Below are 17845 nucleotides of genomic sequence, written 5' to 3' on the forward strand. Positions count from 1 at the left end.
GCCTGTGGCCGACCGCCACGATCAAAAATTATAAAAAGGCCCGCCGCGAGAAATCGTGGGCGGGCCTTTTTGTTTTCGTCATGAAAAAAGAGCGCGATAGCGCCGTTTCGGAAGATCGACACAGCGCGTATCAACCGGAAATAAGGAAAAGAACACGATGTTGAACAAGCGAATCAGCCTGATCGCTCTGGGGATGTTGAGTGCTACACAGGCCATGGCTAACGACCAGGCCGAATCCAAGGGTTTTGTTGAAGACAGCAGCCTCAAAGTGCTGCTGCGCAATGCTTACATGAACCGCGACTACAAAGACGGCAACCCGGATAAATCCGAGTGGGGCCAGGCGGCCATCGGCACGTTCTCGTCCGGCTTCACCCAAGGCACCGTCGGTGTGGGTGTGGACGCTTTCGGGTTGTACGCACTGAACCTTGAGCGCAGCGAAGACCGCAGCGGCGCGCAAGGTATCGATTTCTTCAAAAAGGGCGACAGCGGCCAGCCGGCGGACGACCTGTCCAAGGGCGGCGCGGCGATCAAGTTCCGCCTGTCCAGCACCACCCTGACCTACGGCGACCAGATGCCGGCTCTGCCGGTGCTGAACTACGACAACTCGCGCCTGCTGCCGGAAAGCTACACCGGCACCTTGATCACCTCCAAAGAGATCAAAGGCCTGCAACTGGACGCCGGTCGCTTCACCGCCGAATCGCGCAAAAGCGCCGAAGGCCGTGACAGCGGTGGCTTGAAGTCGATCAACGTATTGGGCGGCAGCTACCAGTTCACCGAGCAATTCAAGGCTGCGCTGTACGCTTCCGACGTCGAAGACGTGCTGAAGAAACAATACGTGAACGCCAACTACGTGTTCCCGATCGACAAGGATCAGTCCCTGACCCTGGACTTCAACGGCTACCGCACCAAGCTGGAAGATTCCTACGTCCGCGAAAACGCTATCACCGGCGACGACAACAAGATCTGGAGCCTGGCGGCCACCTTCATCACCGGCCCGCACTCATTCACCCTCGCGCACCAGCGCAGCACCGGCGACAGCAACCTGGGCTACGCCTACGGCGGCTACCAGAAAGATCAAGGTCGCGTCGGCGACGGTGGCAACACCATCTACCTGGCGAACTCCTACTGGTCCGACTTCAATGCCGAAGACGAACGCAGCTGGCAAGTGGGCTACGGCCTGGACTTCAGCACCTTCGGCGTACCGGGCCTGAGCTACAACGTGGCCTATGTACGCGGCGACAACATCACCACGTCCACCAGCGAAGGCGGCACCGAGCGCGAGATTTTCAACCAGATCAAATACGTCGTCCAAAGCGGCCCGGCCAAAGACCTCAGCGTGAAACTGCGCAGCTCGGTCCTGCGCGTGTCGCAGAAGTCGAGCGAGTACAACGTCAGCGGCAATGAAGTGCGTGTGTTTGTGGATTACCCGATCAATATTTTCTGATGATGGGTTGTGGTATCGAGGTCTGATGCAAGGCTGAGAAAAAAGAAGAAGCCCCGACTGGTTCGGGGCTTTTTTGTGCTGTTGATGTGCTCATGTCGTCAAAACTCGATTTTGGTAACACGTCTTCCGAACGTGTCGTCTGCGGCGACATGTTCGGAAGACGTGTCGCAAAAAGTGAAAAATTGCGACACGTCTTAGCACTTCAAATCGATTGCTCGCATATACGGCAATGCCGTATAGTTGGGTCCATGTTCACGATTATCGAAACCGAAATTTTCAAGCGTTATGCTGAATCCATCTGGGACGATGGCGAACGTCATGAATTCATTACCTGGCTGGCGGCTAATCCGCTGGCCGGCGATGTGGTTCCTGGCAGCGGTGGTCTTCGCAAGGTCCGTTGGTCCCGTAACGGGATGGGCAAACGAGGCGGTACCCGTGTCATTTACTACAACACGCTTTCTGAAGGCTCAATCTGGTTGTTAATCGCCTACACCAAGGCGAAGTTCGACAATTTACCCGCGGCCTTCCCCAAGCAACTGAAGGAGGAAATCAGCAATGGTCAATGAACTGGAGCAATTCCAGCAGGACTTGCTGGACTCTGTGCGTCAAATGAAAGCAGGCAAAGCCGCTCGCGTGACAGAGGTGCCGTTGTCTACGGCAGCTGAAGCACGGGCCAAAGTCGGTGTATCTCAAAGTGCATTCGCCAAGCTGATTGGAGTCAGTTTGCGAACGTTGCAGGATTGGGAGCAGGGGCGGCGGCAACCGACGGGAGCAGCGCAGACGCTGTTGCGTGTGGCGAGTCAGCATCCTGAGGCATTGCGTGACCTTCAAGCGATTTAGCTAAGAAGGCAAACTCCATTCTCAACACATCGCCGACTTTTGAGAAAGTCGGCAGGTTTCTCGATGGGCGCCAGTACTTTGCATGCCTTCTCTTTAATTCATTACACCACGTAACGAATGAAGTTCCCGCCCCCACCTTTATCCCCTCCCACCAACCCCATACATTCATCTCCAACGCCTCTCCCATCATCCCGACGGGAAGGTCACTGGAGTTGCCCTCATGCCTTTCGTAACCGTACGCATTACCCGCGATGGCGTTACCACTGAGCAGAAAGCTCAGGTGATTGCCGAGATCACTGAAACACTGGAGCGCGTGCTCAATAAACGCCCTGACCTGACCCACATCGTGATCGAGGAAGTCGACACTGATAACTGGGGTTACGCCGGAATCACCACCACCCAGTACCGCAAACAGCTGGCCGAGGCGCAAGGGCAGTCATGACGTCCTCCGTCACCATCGATTTCATCTCCGATGTGGTGTGCCCCTGGTGCGCACTGGGGGCGACGGCGCTGGAGCAGGCGATCGAGAACGTGGCCGGGGAAGTCTCGGTTGAGCTGACCTACAAGCCGTTCGAGTTGAACCCGGACATGCCGGCTGAAGGTGAGCAAGCGGTGGAGCACTTGATGCGCAAGTACGGGAGAACGGCCGACGATGTCGCCGCCGGCAAGGCCATGCAGATCGCTCGCGGCGAGGCCATCGGCTTCAAGTTCGATCTGGAGAAACGCACGCACTTCTACAACACCTTCGATGCGCACCGTTTGTTGCTGTGGGCATTGCAGGAAGGGCGGCAGGTCGAGCTGAAGAAGGTGCTGCTACAGGCCTACTTCAGCGAAGGCCAGAACCCGAGCGATCACTCGACGCTGGTGCGTCTGGCGATTGAAGCGGGGCTCAATGCGACAGGTGCGAGAGAGGTGCTGGCGTCCGACGCATTCGCCAGCGAAGTGCGTGAGCTTGAAATCTATTACCGCCAGCACGGCATCAATTCGGTCCCGGCCATGGTGCTGAACGGTCGCCACCTGGTGTCCGGTTTGCAATCGGTCGAGTACTACGAACAGATGTTGCGACAAATGGCGAACGCCTGATTACAGATTTTCTACCCCACTTTTTATTGTCAGAGGTCTTCATCATGAGCATTTCGAAAAAAGTCATCGTAATCACCGGCGCATCCCAAGGTCTCGGCGACGGTATGGTCAAAGCCTTTCGTGAACTCGGTTACCGGATCGTAGCCACTTCGCGCTCGATCAAACCGTCCACCGATCCGGACATCCACACCGTGGCCGGTGACATCGGCGAGCCGGAAACCGCCCAGCGCGTCATCCGTGAAGCGATGTCCCGTTTCGGTCGCATCGATACCCTGGTCAACAACGCCGGGATCTTCATCGCCAAGCCGTTCACCGCGTACACCGCAGAAGACTACGCCAATGTGTTGTCGGTGAACGTCAACGGCTTCTTCTACATCACCCAACTCGCCATCGCCGAGATGGAAAAACAGGGCAGCGGCCACGTCGTCAACATCACCACCAGTCTGGTGGACCACGCTATCGACGGCGTGCCATCGGTGCTGGCCTCGCTGACCAAGGGCGGCCTCAACGCGGCAACCAGATCCCTGGCCATCGAATACGCCAAACGCGGGATCCGGGTGAACGCGGTTAGCCCGGGCATCATCAAGACCCCGATGCATGGCGAGGAAACCCACGCCGCACTGGGTAATCTGCACCCGGTCGGGCACATGGGCGAGATCGATGATATTGCGCAAGCGGTCGTGTATCTGGATGGCGCCAAGTTCGTTACCGGCGAAATCCTGCACGTGGACGGTGGTCAGAGCGCGGGTCACTGAAAGCGCTTTTTCAAACCCCGGAAACAACAAAGCCCCTGCATTTCTGCAGGGGCTTTGTTTTGTATGGTGCGGCACCAAGAGTCGAAAAATCGATTAACTTATTGTTTTTGAGTGGTTTTTTTATCTAAAAAAATAAGCCTACCTCTATTGCTATCCTTATCCTTGCGCACAACTGCCTCGCAGGGCAGGGCAGACAGGCTATCTAGTTTTTACTTTATTTTAACCTTTGAAAAAATACTCCGAAATCGATCATACAGTTCGCCAGCTTCAACTGTCGGGGCGGCATCTAGTCGGGAAGCAAATATTTTATAGTAGGAGCCGTAAATCTTTCGATCTTTTGCTTTGTTCCAGGTCCAGCCAATACCTTTCCCGTTGCCTATATTCAACTCAGTTCCTGTAGCGGTGCGTTCTAGAATAAATCTAAATATTTCATTGTTTAATGATTTTGCTAGAGTAGTCAGTAAGTCTGCGATGCTGGCGGCGTCACTTACTTTTAGCTTCAGAGGCTTTTCAATAAATTGCTTATGGTTTGAAAGGCCGAGTTCGATTGCGTTTTTCGTTCCCAGCTTTCCAAATCGATGTACGCAGCAATGACGTATTTCACAGACGGAGTTGTAATTGTTGAGTAGCTCAACTAGAGCTTTGTCTTTCAAGTCAAAAGTCAAAAATTTCTTGAGGCCATCTATTATGCCTTTTTTTCCAGAAAATACTGACTCTTCAAGCAGCGCTTCTGGAAGCATTTCTTGCCTTTGATGTTTTGCAGCGCCATAGGATAATACAGCTTTCTCGCAAGCTTTTTGGCAATAAGGGTCTATGAATACAACTCTGCGCAGGAGCGCGCGCATAAAACTTTCGACGGCAGATACGTATCCAAGTATTAAAAGAATACCTAGCTCTGTTTCAATCACTTCGTCTGCTTGCCGAGCCACCCACATTCGATTCAGTCTTAGGGTGTTTTCGATGAACTGATCAATGGGTGATACATCAGAGTCGTCGTGAGTGACGTCAAAAAGTGTACCAGTTTGGATTGCACCTATCAGAGGCCTTACGGCCACCAAGTTTGCAAAATCGTTTTCCGTAACTTTAATTGTCATAATTAGGATAGAAAGTCGTCTGCGAAGCCATTAAGAACGTCTACGATCTTTGCCGTTCTGCGACGACCGAAGCCCCTTACCGTTAGCAAATCTGCTGCTGGGTCTTGCTTTGCCAGAAAGTCGCGAAGTGTTTTCAATAAAGGTAAGTGTTGGGAGATTTGGTCTCGCTGCCAAGTTGTAAGTCCCGGAACATCGGAGATAAAAGTTTCAAGGCACAATGAGAATGTGGACGCATCAACCAGTTGCTGTCCGCAACTGTGGCAGAAGCGCTGGTTATCGGTTAGACGACGAGTACCGCACGAGCTGCATTTTGGCAGGGATAGCGTGAGCCCATCAAGGTCGACAGTGTTTACAACTCTCTTTAAGCTTTTTCGTACGGGGTGTTTGGCCGATTTAAACGCGATAGCCTCGACTGTCTGGTTAATCGTGCCCCCCGCGCCACTGCCACCTAATGCCCGTACCGTTAATAGGTGAGCAGTATGAGGAATGAATCGATGATAAATTCTAGTAGGTGTGCCATGTTTAACTGTGCCATTGTCATAAATCAGTCCTGCCTCAACTAAGAGGTTGAACATGCGCTCTACAATGGCGGTCATTTCTGACTCGGCGACACCGTATGTAAGCTGTTTAAGTTTTTTGGGCGCGATGGTCGCATTGAAGGATTTAAGCTCCGCCACGATGCCGTTTAAAACTTGCTCGCCAGCGATGACGAGTGATTCGATTTTTGGCACTTTTTTGCCCAAAGATCTGAATTCAGCGTTTCGCGCGTCAAGATGCTCTTGGATAATCTGATTGACCGCTTGCTGGCTAGAACGAAACCCTCCCCGTCGATACTCCTCTAGCATTGTTAGGTAAGCACGAGGGATGCCAAATGCCGCAAAGCGAAGCATTTCTGTGTGTGACACATTGATGGTTTGGAAATCAGGTACGCGAGCTCGCGCAATGTCGTCCATTATCTCATTGTAATTTGGATCTTCGACACAGAGCCACACTGGTATAGAGATTGAGTCTTGGCCTTCATGGAATTTATAACTGACCTCAGTAGTTCCGGGGTATACGGATGCTTTCGGGGCCAGATCAATAGATTTCAGCGACCTAACAATGTCAAGGAACTCAATCAAGAAGTCCGGAGCTAAGGTAAGCGCTGCGTCATCCATAAGAAGGATCGTGTACTTTCTTCCGAGAAGTCGTCGAGCGTTAGAAATCAAAGATTGCACTGTTTCTATTGTCAGGCTTGCGGCAATCTCAGAGTTTTTTTCGTCCAGAGGTAGATTTCGCTCTACTCGGTTGACGTATGTTTTGATTGCGTCAATCGGAGCTTCGCTTGATAGAGTAGAATAAACTTTTTGAGAATCCTCCCACTCAGTTAAGCTGTCGAATAAAGCTAGAACAATTCTAGCCAAAACCCAAGAGTGGAACTGATGTAGGGCATTGGAGTGTGTAGAAAGTAATGGCTCTAGTCTAAAGTACCTGTTGAAGGTAACATAAACGGCAAAAGGATTTTTAATGTTATCTCGGCAGCTGAGCCAGGCATAGCGCATCATGTGCGTTTTTCCGCATCCTCTTGGGCCAACAATCGTACGCAGCGCGCGATTGGTAAGCTCCTTGTACACGGACTGGAAAAGATCGCCTGTTTGGGAGGTCTCTTTGAGCAAGTCTTCGATCGGGATGTAGTCTGCCCGCTGCTGTAATACGCTTTCGAGATTATTAGTAGTCATCCGTAATTCTTAATCCAGTTCTAAATCTAGAAGTCGGGCAGCAGTTATAAATCGGGCGCCTACTCCCTGAGAAATTTTATCAAGCTGAGCGCGGCCTGAGTCGCTCGTTAGTAGCCGTAATACTTCATCGGAAGCTGCATTGGGAGTTAGAGCAAAGAAACAATCCGTGATAAGTATTGGGCCTTTTTTTACAAGAACTACCTTTCGGCTTAAATTCCGCCCCACACGCGCGACAAGAATATCGCCCTCACGTGCATAGCTACCGCCCAAAGCTTCCGCATCAGACTGTGATACTAAAAACCTAGGTGAAATATCGGACTCGTAATCTGCCAAGTCTGTAATGTGAAAGATCGGTAGATTTACTGATTTTCTTGAGCTAGAGCTATGGCTGCCCCTAGAAACTGAAGAAATTAATTCACTTAACTTTCGTCTAATCTTCTTTCTTGTTTTTTTGGTTTTGTTTTGGACGTGATGGCTATAGTCGATCCGCGAGATGGCCTCGTCAGATGGTATATTTAACGCCTCAGAAAGAACGCCACTCAGTTCGAGCTTCCTACTTGTTACAGTCGATTTTTGTGTCCCGTTTTTTGAAAGTATAACAATGTGTGTTTGAGCTTCCGTCTTACGAAAAATATTTCGTGGCAGCTCAATAATTTGCTCTAGTGAATGGTTTTCAATTAGCGCGCGCCGAAACTGTTTAAACCTTTCACCAGTAATTAAACCGTCTGGAAGTATTAGTCCGAGCTTGCCCCCGCTCTTAAGAAGGCGCAGGTTTTGTGCCACAAATAGTATTCCAGCGGGTGCATTTTTTGCTTCTGGAAGGACATGGCTAAGGCCGACTTCTTCAAGGATATTGCCGAAATGTTCCTGCCAGATAGGGCGAATATAGGGTGGATTACACACGGCAGCACAGGCCTGCGACCAGCCGAGCCCTATTCGATCGCCTAATCTCAGGTCGAGTGCATCACCTGTAAAATGAACAAAAGACGGTCCGCGAAGCGTCGGAAGGCGGCCGCTATCGGCTTGCTCGTCAATATCTACGGTGAGATAGCGTTCTGCTGCCCACTGATTCGCGGCTTCAGTTACCAGCGCACCATCACCTGCACCTAAGTCAATGACAGTCCCAGGTGTAGCCAGCTTCATGGAGCTGATCAGAAGCGAGGCGACTGTCTCTCGGGTGTAGTATCGACCGAGATGGTCAGAGGTTCTAGATTCCATTGGTACTGCTTCGTTGGGCGCTCGGAGAGCGACTTTACAGGGTTTGACCGTGTCTGAGAACGTATTCTAGATAGCTTTTGACTGTTCATGCGATTGATGGCGGAGAATCGCTTGCGATGGTTCGAACCGCGTTTGGCGCTTGTGGAAAATGCCACTCCTTGCCCAGCCGCAGAGCAATCAAGCGTATTGTCAGCAGATAGTAGTATCGCGTTTGTGCGCCATGATTCAGCAGATAAGAGTTCATAAACCAAGCGAGATGTTTCTGCCGCCAACTCCAAGGATTGTCTCGCTTCCAGCGATCCTCTATCGCCTTCTGGATACGTTTCGATTGGCGAAGATGGCGTTGACGTGTGGCATGCGACCCCTTAAGCACCGCTATCAGAAACACCTCAAAGTCGAACTGCCTGCTCATTTTTGACCCCCGATGTACGCTGATACAACGTCTATACGACTGTGTCCGAGTTCATAGCTGATTTGTGTGCGTGCCTTTCGGTCTAGTCGTGGATCGAAGCGGCCGAACCCGCCGCCATTGATCGGGGCTAGATGTTGGGTGATCTGTTCATATCGCTCGCACGCATAGGCCGCCCTTAACTCATGGAAGCCTTTGACGTTGTGTGCATGGAGGAAATCCCGAGCAGGGCGGACGATTCGTTGTTGGAAATCCAGGTAGCTCTCGTTCGGTGCAAGTAGATTGTGGCTACCCTCTGGGGAGACCAGTTCTGCATAGCTGAGTGCTTCGCGAACCTGGTCATCCACGGAAATCCAACGAGGTGCTGACGCGCCGCCGCGGCCACCTTTCGTGCCGTCCTGGATGTTGATCCTCCCGAGTTGCTCGGCTTCCCGTTGCAGCCTAGGAAGGTCGGCCAAAATCGCCTCGCGTAAGCGCATGCCGGTGGCGCGTGCCAACTGTGCGATGGCCGCGGCGCGGGGATGCTGTTCGTGGAGCGCATCGACAATGCGCATTACTTGCTCGCGATTTTGGCCTTGCGGAATTGTCGTGCGAACGGTGGTGCGCTGCATCCTCAAAACCTTACTCGGGCTCGGCACTTTCACATGCTGATCACCGCGAAGAGCTGCGAGGGTTCGGTTGACGCTGGACAACCGGTTTTGCGCAGTCGCGATGGCAATCTCACCATGTTCAACTTGCTGCCGGAGATACCCGGCGTAGTTCAGCAAGGTCTGCCGATCAATCTGCCGCGCATCGTTAAACCCTGGTCCAGCCTCCGATCGACACCAGCGCACAAACGCTTGCCAGCGATCGGTGTGTGCTTTGACAGTCCCGTAATGTCCACCGCCGAACATGTCTTTCAGCGCCTGCGGCCCGGCGTAGCTCAGTTGCCGGCCATAACCAAAATTGCGCCCATCCCGATTACCGACCAACGCCATGATCAAACTCCTCTCGAAGCCAAAATCTTTGAAACCTTCCCCACGTCATCCCGCCAAGAATGTTGAGTGTTATCAGGGATCAAGGCCCCTGCGACCTGTGAGGTTTGTCCACTGACGCGGGACTGGCGGCTCCTTACGACCGAGAGCTTGGGCATCTCATGATCTGGCCTCCTGAACACTTCCGAAGAAGTGGGCGGGTGGAGGCTGCATTGGCTGACGAGACCAACGCCGCGAGATCCTGAGTCGGGTGAAGGCAGTGAAGCGATGACCGGGGCATGCCTGACTGTCAGTCAGGTGCAGTCCATTCCGTGGGTTGCGGCACCATCATCTGCATCGCTGTTGCGGGTGACTTCGGTGTTTGTCACGCCGATTGTCACGAGGGGGAATGCCGCAAAGCCTTGTATGAGGTGGGCTGCAGCAGTGGTAGGAGCGCCCGTCTCTTTCCGGGAGAAAGAGACGGGCGCAGGTTGGCGCAAGGAAATGGCCAAGCGGATAGGTTGCTGCAGGGCAGCTATGAAAGGGGATGAGTTGCCGCAGTGGGCACACTGGTAAAAGTAGGCATCCATCACATCGCTGTGACCGTGCGAGCCGCCGGACGCTAATCGCACTTTGGGAGAACCACCACGGTGTGGCGTAGCCTTAAAGGTTCTGGCTACCTGGGTTGCTGTCAGCGACAGCGATTTGCCAGATCTTTTCTACGCCTGTGGATAATTCGGGTCAAGGCTCGAATTTTTGGGAGTTCTGCGGCTGTGGATGAAATTATCCACCGGTGGAAATCTGTGGTTTTCCACAGACAGTTGCGTGGGCTTTAGATTTTTTAAGTGAGGTCCATCCAAACTGGGCGGCTTTGCAGCCCTGTTTGGATGGACCCGCGTGGACAAGCGGATCACTGAGATATGAAGACCGAGCGCTTACTCGGTTGCGCCACGTTTTGCTTTTAGGCGAGCGACGTTCGCTCCGGTCTGGTTTGCGAATTCGTGTGGAGTGACATGCTCCTGCCGGTTTGCCTCCAGATACCGGCTCCACCAGTTCATGATCAGCCTGCGCTCCTCGATGAACTCGGCCTTGTGGATGTAAGCGGCACGGACGTTGTTGCGTTCCTTGTGGCTCATCTGCCTTTCAATGGCGGTCTCGGACCACAGTCCTGACTCGATCAGTGCGCTGCAGGCCATTGAACGAAACCCATGCCCGCAGATATCGGTTTTGGTGTCGTATCCCATCGTCCGTAGCGCGTTGTTCACGGTATTTTCGGACATGGGTTTCCAGGGTTTGGCATCACCTGCGAAGACCAATGCGAATTTGCCTGTGAGTGCATGGATTTTTTCGAGTAGCGCCACTGCTTGCGGCGATAAGGGTACTAAATGGATATCCCCTGCCATCTTCGTACCCCTTGTGGAAAAGGGTACTCCCTCCAACGCGGGTCGAGTGTCCGGTATCTCCCAGGTGCCGCGCTTGAGGTCGAACTCGCTCCAGCGTGCGAAACGCAGCTCGCTGGATCGTACAAACACATGCAGCGACAGCATCACCGTCAGACGGGTAAGTGCCCGGCCTTTATAGGTGTCGATCCGCTCTTGCAGTTCCGGCAGTCGCGATAAGGGTAGAGCGGGGCGATGTACCACCCGCGGGGCTTTGATCGAGCCTTCGAGATCGTAAGCAGGGTTTATGGTGATAAGCCGGAGGCGCTTTGCCTCGCGCATGATGCTCTGCAGGTAGTTTTGTACCCTTAAAGCAACGTCGATCGTTCCGCGCTTCTTGATCGCTTCCAAGGGCTGCATAAGGTCATGGGTGTCGAGATCAACAATGGCGCTTGCGCCGATCAGCGGGAATACGTGGGTTTTGAGGCGGCTCATCACTGTCTTGGAATGGCCTGGTGCCCACTTGGCCGACATTTCCGTATGCCAGTCGAGCGCAACGCTTTCAAAGGTTCTGCCTTTGATTACGGCTTCCGCCTTGGCTTGGTGCTTGGTCTCTATAGGGTCAACGCCATCCGCCAGCATTCGCTTAACTTCCAAGCGCTTGCGGCGCGCATCGGCGAGGCCAATGACGGGGTAGTTGCCGAACGAGGTCAGTCCTTCGCGTCCGTCAGGTTTGACGTAACGGAGCCGCCAGCCTTTGCGGCCATTGGGTTGGACTAGGAGGTAGAGGCCATCGCCGTCGAAAAGCTTGTAGGCGCGGTCTGTAGGTTTTGCCAAGCGGCAAGCTGCGTCGGAGAGCGGAGCTGTGGTGCGCGACATAAGGGTACTCCCTTTTATCGAAGTGACCTGTATCCCAAACTCTACCCTTAAAACGGTTGGAATCCACCAGTTTCTGACGGAAACCGATGGAACGTTAAAACGAAAAAACCCGCCAGAAGGCGGGTTTTTCGGGGGTTCCAGAGATTTTGAAAGCTTTCTATGGAACCTTGTATGGTGCCGGCACCAGGAATCGAACCCGGGACCTACTGATTACAAGTCAGTTGCTCTACCATCTGAGCTATACCGGCGTGTCAGGGCGACGATTATAGCGATTGGCTGGCTTCTGTAAACCCCTGAATTCTGACTATTTTTGTTCGGGCTTCAGGTCAGGCGCGCAGCAGGGTTTTCTTGAGTTTCTGGATGGCTTGCCAGGTTCGACTGTTTTGCATCGCGCGCAGCTGTGCTTCGGCCTGTTCGGCGCGTTGCAGGGCGGCGGCGAGTTGGTGTTCGGCGTCGCTGACGGGGTGGCTGAAGTTGTGGCCTTTGCAGAACTGGAACTCGTCCAGGTTGCACGGCGGGATGTCGAAGGCGGGTTTGAGGTTCAGGTGTTCTTCGGCGAGGTAGTAGGTATTGATGCCGTCGAACAGGATGGAGTGGTATCCGGCGTCGGTGACCAGGGTTTCCCAGGCCTGGTCGCGGGCCCAGGGGGTTTCGATGAGAATCACCCATGGTCGCCATTGGCTGAAGTCCATGCCGCGCAGGACGGTTTCCTCGTGGCCTTCGACATCGATTTTCAGGAAGTGGATGGCGCGGCCCTGGGCGTGTTCTTCGCAGATGGAGGCCAGGGTGCGGGACTTGATCGTTTGGCTGCGCACGTCCATGCCGGCGTCTTTGTGCAGTTTGGCCATGGCCGGGTCGAGGGTCGAGAGGCCGGTACCGGCGATGCCGTAGAAGGTCAGGTCGTCAGCGCTTTCCCCGGCCGCGCATTGCAGGTTGGTGTCTTTGGGGCGTTGCTGGCACAGGGCTTCGTAGTAGTTGGGCATCGGTTCTACGTTGATGCCGGTCCAGCCATTGTCGTAGAACGCCTTGGTGACCGAATCATGGGTGGGATGGTTTGCCCCGACGTCGATGTAGAAGCCGTTCTCGACGGTTTTGAGGGCGCGCCACAGGCGTATGTCTTCGAAATTCTGTGCGTAGGAAATGAACGTCACTGGCGCATCCTGTCGGAGAAATGTTCTTGTTTGTGGCCGCGCTGCCGGCGCCCTTGCGTGTGTGTATATCAAGAGTAATGAAAGGGTGCAATTTCCCCTGTCTGCGGTCCGGGATTAGGCATTTATGTCGTTTTGATTAAATGCTTATGCACAATGCCATTGGCAGCGCACTGGGTTTAGGCCGAATTTGTGGATCCGTTCTCGTTTGTTCGCAAATACCTGTTTTTTCGATTTTTTATCCGAGTGTACAAAAAATGAACAGTATGGATTTAGCCCTGAAACAGGCGTAGATATTGGATCCACGATAATTCCATCAACAGAGTTATCCACAGGTCGGATGTGTTTAAACGCGTTCGGCCAGGAGCAGGAAATTACGCGGCGTGAGCGGGGTTTCGCAGAAGGTGCCGACGCGGACGCTGTAGCCCTGTTCAGCGAGGAAAAGTGCCCGGTCAAGAACCAGCCAAAGCTCCATCGGGCGTCGGAAAAGTCCGCGTAGTAGTTCAAGGTTGCGCACTTCGGCCAGTCGCTGCCAACCGGCGGCTTCGAGACTTGGCCAATCCTGCGGGCCGATTGTGGATAACTCTTTGAGTGCGGCCAGGTGATGGCAGTAATCGGCGAAAGATTTGTCCAGCCAGGCGCTGGGCAGGGAAGGAGTTGGCAGGTACTCGTCCAGGCCGCGCAGTTGCCGTTGCAGCAAGTCGAAGCCCAGGCGTCGGGCCATGGAGGTGTCGCGTTGACGTCGCACGCGGGCACCGGCGGTAACGGTTTCGTTCATGGGCAACGCGAGGTCGTCGAGGGAAAGCTGTAGGCCGGAGCCTTTGGCGGCCGAGGAAATCGGCGAGTATTGGGCAAGACTGATCCGGTTGTAGCAGCACGGCGCAATGGCGAGCTGTTTGCAGCCTGTGGCGCTGGCGAGTTGAATCAGCCGCACATGCAAATCACCGCAGGCGTGAAGTGCAACGGGCGTGTGATGCGCACTCAGTAGACAAGCGGCGTCTACCGCGAGCACATCCTGTTCGATATGCAGCGCATGCAGGTGATGGCGTTGGCTGAGTGCCTGGCCGCTGGTGACCAGTGCCGGGTCGTATTCCAGGCACGTCAATTGTTGCCCAGGTTGCAGCAGGCGGCGGCCCAAATGCCCTTTGCCTGAGCACCAGTCCAGCCAATGCTGCGGTGCTTCGGAAAACTGCAATCGACTGGCGAAGGCTTCGATCTGCTGCCATTTGCGCCCCGGTACATCGACGTTCAATCGATGGCCGGCCGCTTCGAGCATGCGTGCGGGCAATTCATCCACGGCACTCAAGGCAACAGACATCCTTGCCAAGGAAGCAAAGGGTTCCGGTGCATCTAGAAGGGCAGGTTGGTTGTGAGCGTTTTCCGCGTCTTCCAGCGTTCGCTCACGTAGCCATGCGGCCAGCTCCGGGTAGGACGCTTCCCAGGGAAGTTGCCGATGAGTGAACGGCCGAGGTTTCCACAGTGCCTGATGCTCTGTCAGAAAAGCATCCAGCGCGGTGAAACGGGCGAGCAGGGCCTCGCCCGTCAACACGCCGGTATCAACGCCCTTGGCAGGCATCGACGCGCAACCAGCGCTCCAGCAGCTTGAAGCCACGCACCAGCACATAGGCCATTACCAGGTAAAACATGCCCGCGGCGAAGAAGATCTCCACCGGCAGGTAGGTCCGGGCAATGATGGTGCGGGCCATGCCGGTCAGTTCCAGCAACGTCACGGTACTGGCCAGGGCGCTGGCCTTGAGCATAAGGATCACTTCGTTGCTGTAGGCCGGCAGGCCGATGCGAGCGGCGCGCGGCAGGATGATGTAGAACAGCGCTTTGGGTCTGGACATGCCCAGCGCCCGCGCCGCCTCGATCTCGCCCGGTGGAATCGCCTGGATGGCGCCCCGCAGGATTTCCGCAATGTAGGCCGCGGTGTGCAGGGTCATGGTCGCCGTGGCGCACCAGAACGGATCGCGCAGGTACGGCCACATCGAACTGTTACGGATCGCGTCGAACTGCGCCAGGCCGTAGTAGACCAGGAACAGCTGGACCAGCAACGGCGTGCCACGGAAAAAGAAGATGTAGCCGTAGGGAAATGCCCGCACCCACCACAGGCGCGACGAGCGGGCGATGCCCAGTGGAATGGCCAGCAGCAAACCGGCGATCACGGCGATGGCCACCAGTTCCAGGGTCAGGGTTGCGCCCTGGGCCAGTTTCGGCAGCCACTTGATGATGACTTCCCAGTTCATTGGGTGCTCCTCGCGAAGCCGCGAGCGGCGCGTTTTTCCAGGAAGTGCATGCCGGTCATCGCCAGCACCGTCAGGCTCAGGTACATGAACGCGGCCACCATATAGAAGGTGAACGGCTGTTTGGAGACGGTCACGCCGATTTGCGCATGACGCATGATTTCTTCCAGGCCGATCACCGACACCAGCGCGGTGTCCTTCATCAGGATCATGAACAGGTTGCCCAGGCCGGGCAGGGCGATGCGCCACATCTGCGGCATGATCAGCTTGGTGAAAATGCGCCATTTCGACAGGCCCAGGGCCACGCCGGCTTCGCGATGGCCTTTGGGGATGGCGAGGATCGCGCCGCGAAACACTTCCGTGGCGTAGGCGCCGAAGCACAGGCCCAGCGCAATCACACCGGCAGCGAAGGCATTGAGTTCGAGGTCGGGGTTACCGAAGAACTCGCCCAGGGCACGCATCAGGTTGACCGTACCGAAGTAGATCAACAGCACCCAGAGCAATTCAGGGATGCCGCGAACCAGGGTCGAATAAGTGCCGCCAAGCCATTGCAGCGGCTTGTACGGGGAAGTCTTGGCCAAGGCGCCGAGCAGACCGAGCACCAGCCCCAGGCACAGGGCCGAGAGTGCCAGTTTCACAGTCATCAGCGCGCCAGCGGCGAGCGCCGGGCCGAATCCGTAGAGGTCGATAATCATGGATTTCTTTTCAAATCGCGGCAGGCAAGGCCGAGAACCGGCGCCATCAGGCGCCGGTCAGGCAGGTCAGTATCAATAGATGCTGAACGGGAAGTACTTGTCGTTGATCTTCTTGTAGGTGCCGTCAGCGACGATTTCTTTCAGCGCGGTGTTCAGCTTCTCGCGGATCGGGTCCTTCTTGCGCACGGCAATACCGATCTTGTCGCTTTCTTCCACTGGGTCGCCCTTGAACTCATAGCTACGGCCAGCGTCGCTTTTCAGCCATTCATAGTTGACGTACTTGTCGGCCAGGATGCCGTCCAGGCGGCCGGAAGTCAGGTCGAGGTAGGCGTTTTCCTGGGTGTCGTAGAGCTTGATGGTGATGTCGTCACCATAGTTGTCTTCCAGGAAGGTACCGGCCAGGGTCGCGCGCTGGGCGCCGATGATCTTGCCTTTGAGCGCCGCCTTGTCGGTTTTGAAGTCGATGTCTTTCTTGGCGATGAACTGCAGCTTGTTGGAGTAGTACGGGTCGGTGAAGTCCACCGCTTGCTTGCGCTCGTCGGTGATCGACATCGAGGAGATCAGGAAGTCGAACTTCTTGGCGTTCAGGGCCGGGATGATGCCGTCCCAGTCGGAGGTCACGACGGTGCACTCGACTTTCATCTTGGCGCACAGGGCGTCGCCGATCTCTTTGTCGAAGCCGACGACATTGCCACTGGCATCTTTATTGTTGAACGGCGGGTAAGCCGCTTCGATGCCCATCTTCAGGGTTTCGGCCATGGCACCGGCGCTGAACGCCAGGGTGACGGCGGCAGCCAGGAAGACCTTTTTGTAGTTCTGCATGTGGGTAGCTCCGTTAGCGGTTGCTGGACATGAATTGTTTGCAGCGCGCCGAAAGCGGGTTTTCGAACACCTGCTGTGGCGATCCTTGCTCCTCTACCAGGCCCTGGTGGAGGAACACCACTTCGCTGGAGACCTGACGGGCGAAGCCCATTTCGTGGGTCACGAGCAGCATGGTGCGGCCTTCTTCGGCCAGCGCGCGGATGACATTAAGTACTTCCTGGACCATTTCAGGGTCAAGCGCCGAGGTGGGCTCGTCGAACAGGATGACCTTGGGCTGCATGGCCAGGGTGCGGGCGATGGCCGCGCGTTGTTGCTGGCCGCCGGACAACTGCGCCGGGTAGGCATGGCGCTTGTCGGCGATGCCGACCTTGGCCAGCAGGGCTTCGGCCACTTCGATGGCTTCGGCCTTGCTCTGGCCGAGCACACGGCGCGGGGCTTCGATGATGTTGTCGAGCACGCTCATGTGCGGCCACAGATTAAAGTTTTGAAACACAAAACCGATTTCGCTACGCAGGCGATTGATCTGCTTGCCGTCGGCGGCCACCAGTTCACCGTTCTTCGCGGCCTTGAGCTTGAGTTCTTCGCCGGCGACCAGGATCTGGCCCTGGTGCGGGTTTTCCAGCAGGTTGATGCACCGCAGGAACGTGGACTTGCCGGAGCCGGAGGAACCCAGGATCGAGATCACATCGCCGTCGCGGGCGGTCAGCGAGATGCCTTTGAGCACCTCCAGCGAACCGTAGCGTTTGTGCAAGTTGCGGATTTCAAGCGCGGGCGTGGCCTCAGCCATGTGCGTTCCTCATATATGTTGCGCTCCTGCTGTTGGCGGCCTTCCTGGCGAGGCGGCCAACCTAGCATAGCGTTTCAATGGCAGCCAACAGCGCTACGGACGGTAAATGGCTGGTGCGTGGCAGGTTGTCGCATCGGCGCAGCAGACTGTCGCCCCATCAACAACCGAACAGCCGTTTGAACCTTGCCTGTCGATAAAAAGCGCGGTGGCTGCCGCAAAAAAAGGCGCGATGTTGCCAGCTTTGACAGGGTGTTGGAAGCGCTATCCGGCCAAATGCACCGCTTGTGCACTTTTAATGTGCGCGGAGCCGTTTTCAGGTGTGTTTCCGGTGCGCTGATTCACCCCACAAAGTGGGTGGCAGGGTAACGCTCTGGCAAA

19 protein-coding genes and 1 tRNA gene are annotated in these 17845 nt (G+C 55.2%); 7 read left to right on the forward strand and 13 right to left on the reverse strand.

The window, feature by feature from the left end:
• Window positions 1-157 precede the first annotated feature (157 nt).
• The 6 genes from AC3IP0_RS01255 (at window position 158) to AC3IP0_RS01280 (ending at window position 4122) form a co-directional block, all read left to right on the forward strand.
• Window positions 158-1444, forward strand: a complete 1287-nt coding sequence (locus AC3IP0_RS01255) for an OprD family porin (protein ID WP_489317946.1) — start codon at window positions 158-160, stop codon at window positions 1442-1444.
• A 248-nt stretch (window positions 1445-1692) separates the two neighbouring features.
• Complete coding sequence (locus tag AC3IP0_RS01260; protein ID WP_489317947.1) at window positions 1693-2010, forward strand: transcriptional regulator; 318 nt, start codon at window positions 1693-1695, stop codon at window positions 2008-2010.
• A complete protein-coding gene (locus AC3IP0_RS01265; protein WP_056726889.1) occupies window positions 2000-2284 on the forward strand; it encodes a helix-turn-helix domain-containing protein in 285 nt (94 codons plus the stop codon). The genes AC3IP0_RS01260 and AC3IP0_RS01265 overlap by 11 nt, the downstream gene beginning before the upstream one ends.
• A gap of 220 nt (window positions 2285-2504) precedes the next feature.
• Window positions 2505-2726, forward strand: coding sequence for a tautomerase family protein (locus AC3IP0_RS01270; RefSeq protein ID WP_150755619.1), 222 nt, complete (start codon window positions 2505-2507; stop codon window positions 2724-2726).
• Window positions 2723-3367, forward strand: coding sequence for a DsbA family oxidoreductase (locus tag AC3IP0_RS01275; protein ID WP_489317948.1), 645 nt, complete (start codon window positions 2723-2725; stop codon window positions 3365-3367). The genes AC3IP0_RS01270 and AC3IP0_RS01275 overlap by 4 nt, the downstream gene beginning before the upstream one ends.
• A gap of 44 nt (window positions 3368-3411) precedes the next feature.
• On the forward strand, window positions 3412-4122 hold the full coding sequence (locus AC3IP0_RS01280) for an SDR family NAD(P)-dependent oxidoreductase (RefSeq protein ID WP_489317949.1): 711 nt from the start codon (window positions 3412-3414) through the stop codon (window positions 4120-4122).
• Between the two features lie 209 nt (window positions 4123-4331).
• Here the strand turns inward: AC3IP0_RS01280 and AC3IP0_RS01285 are convergent, their stop codons facing one another.
• From AC3IP0_RS01285 to AC3IP0_RS01345, 13 genes are all read right to left on the reverse strand, one after another.
• Entirely contained in the window at window positions 4332-5216 is an 885-nt protein-coding gene (locus tag AC3IP0_RS01285; protein WP_489326484.1) for a hypothetical protein, read from the reverse strand.
• Window positions 5217-5218: 2 nt separating this feature from the next.
• Entirely contained in the window at window positions 5219-6934 is a 1716-nt protein-coding gene (locus AC3IP0_RS01290) for an ORC-CDC6 family AAA ATPase (RefSeq protein WP_489326485.1), read from the reverse strand.
• Between the two features lie 9 nt (window positions 6935-6943).
• Window positions 6944-8077 carry an N-6 DNA methylase gene (locus AC3IP0_RS01295; protein ID WP_489326486.1) on the reverse strand — a complete coding sequence of 378 codons (1134 nt, stop codon included), beginning with the start codon at window positions 8075-8077 and terminating at the stop codon, window positions 6944-6946.
• Window positions 8078-8237: 160 nt separating this feature from the next.
• Window positions 8238-8564, reverse strand: coding sequence for a hypothetical protein (locus AC3IP0_RS01300; protein ID WP_193862942.1), 327 nt, complete (start codon window positions 8562-8564; stop codon window positions 8238-8240).
• Window positions 8561-9538, reverse strand: coding sequence for an integrase domain-containing protein (locus AC3IP0_RS01305; RefSeq protein WP_489326488.1), 978 nt, complete (start codon window positions 9536-9538; stop codon window positions 8561-8563). Before AC3IP0_RS01305 ends, AC3IP0_RS01300 begins: the two co-directional genes overlap by 4 nt.
• A 911-nt stretch (window positions 9539-10449) precedes the next feature.
• Entirely contained in the window at window positions 10450-11772 is a 1323-nt protein-coding gene (locus AC3IP0_RS01310; RefSeq protein WP_489326489.1) for a tyrosine-type recombinase/integrase, read from the reverse strand.
• Window positions 11773-11944: 172 nt separating this feature from the next.
• Window positions 11945-12020: transfer RNA gene (locus tag AC3IP0_RS01315), tRNA-Thr, on the reverse strand.
• A 78-nt stretch (window positions 12021-12098) separates the two neighbouring features.
• Entirely contained in the window at window positions 12099-12923 is an 825-nt protein-coding gene (locus AC3IP0_RS01320; RefSeq protein ID WP_489317965.1) for an FkbM family methyltransferase, read from the reverse strand.
• Window positions 12924-13266: 343 nt separating this feature from the next.
• A complete protein-coding gene (locus tag AC3IP0_RS01325) occupies window positions 13267-14496 on the reverse strand; it encodes a methyltransferase (RefSeq protein WP_489317966.1) in 1230 nt (409 codons plus the stop codon).
• Window positions 14477-15166, reverse strand: a complete 690-nt coding sequence (locus AC3IP0_RS01330) for an ABC transporter permease (protein ID WP_008046525.1) — start codon at window positions 15164-15166, stop codon at window positions 14477-14479. Before AC3IP0_RS01330 ends, AC3IP0_RS01325 begins: the two co-directional genes overlap by 20 nt.
• Window positions 15163-15858 (reverse strand): ABC transporter permease, encoded by a 696-nt coding sequence (locus AC3IP0_RS01335; RefSeq protein ID WP_057712425.1) that lies wholly within the window; start codon window positions 15856-15858, stop codon window positions 15163-15165. Before AC3IP0_RS01335 ends, AC3IP0_RS01330 begins: the two co-directional genes overlap by 4 nt.
• Window positions 15859-15930: 72 nt before the next feature.
• Complete coding sequence (locus AC3IP0_RS01340) at window positions 15931-16680, reverse strand: ABC transporter substrate-binding protein (RefSeq protein WP_015093061.1); 750 nt, start codon at window positions 16678-16680, stop codon at window positions 15931-15933.
• 13 nt (window positions 16681-16693) lie between these two features.
• Window positions 16694-17467: an ABC transporter ATP-binding protein gene (locus AC3IP0_RS01345; RefSeq protein ID WP_007972784.1), complete on the reverse strand. Its 774-nt coding sequence runs from the start codon at window positions 17465-17467 to the stop codon at window positions 16694-16696.
• A 106-nt stretch (window positions 17468-17573) separates the two neighbouring features.
• On the opposite strand from AC3IP0_RS01345, the gene AC3IP0_RS01350 reads away from it, so the two are divergent.
• Window positions 17574-17804 (forward strand): hypothetical protein, encoded by a 231-nt coding sequence (locus AC3IP0_RS01350; protein WP_489317967.1) that lies wholly within the window; start codon window positions 17574-17576, stop codon window positions 17802-17804.
• Window positions 17805-17845: the final 41 nt, after the last annotated feature.

The sequence above is a fragment of the Pseudomonas sp. GL_103 genome, from assembly GCF_057835175.1.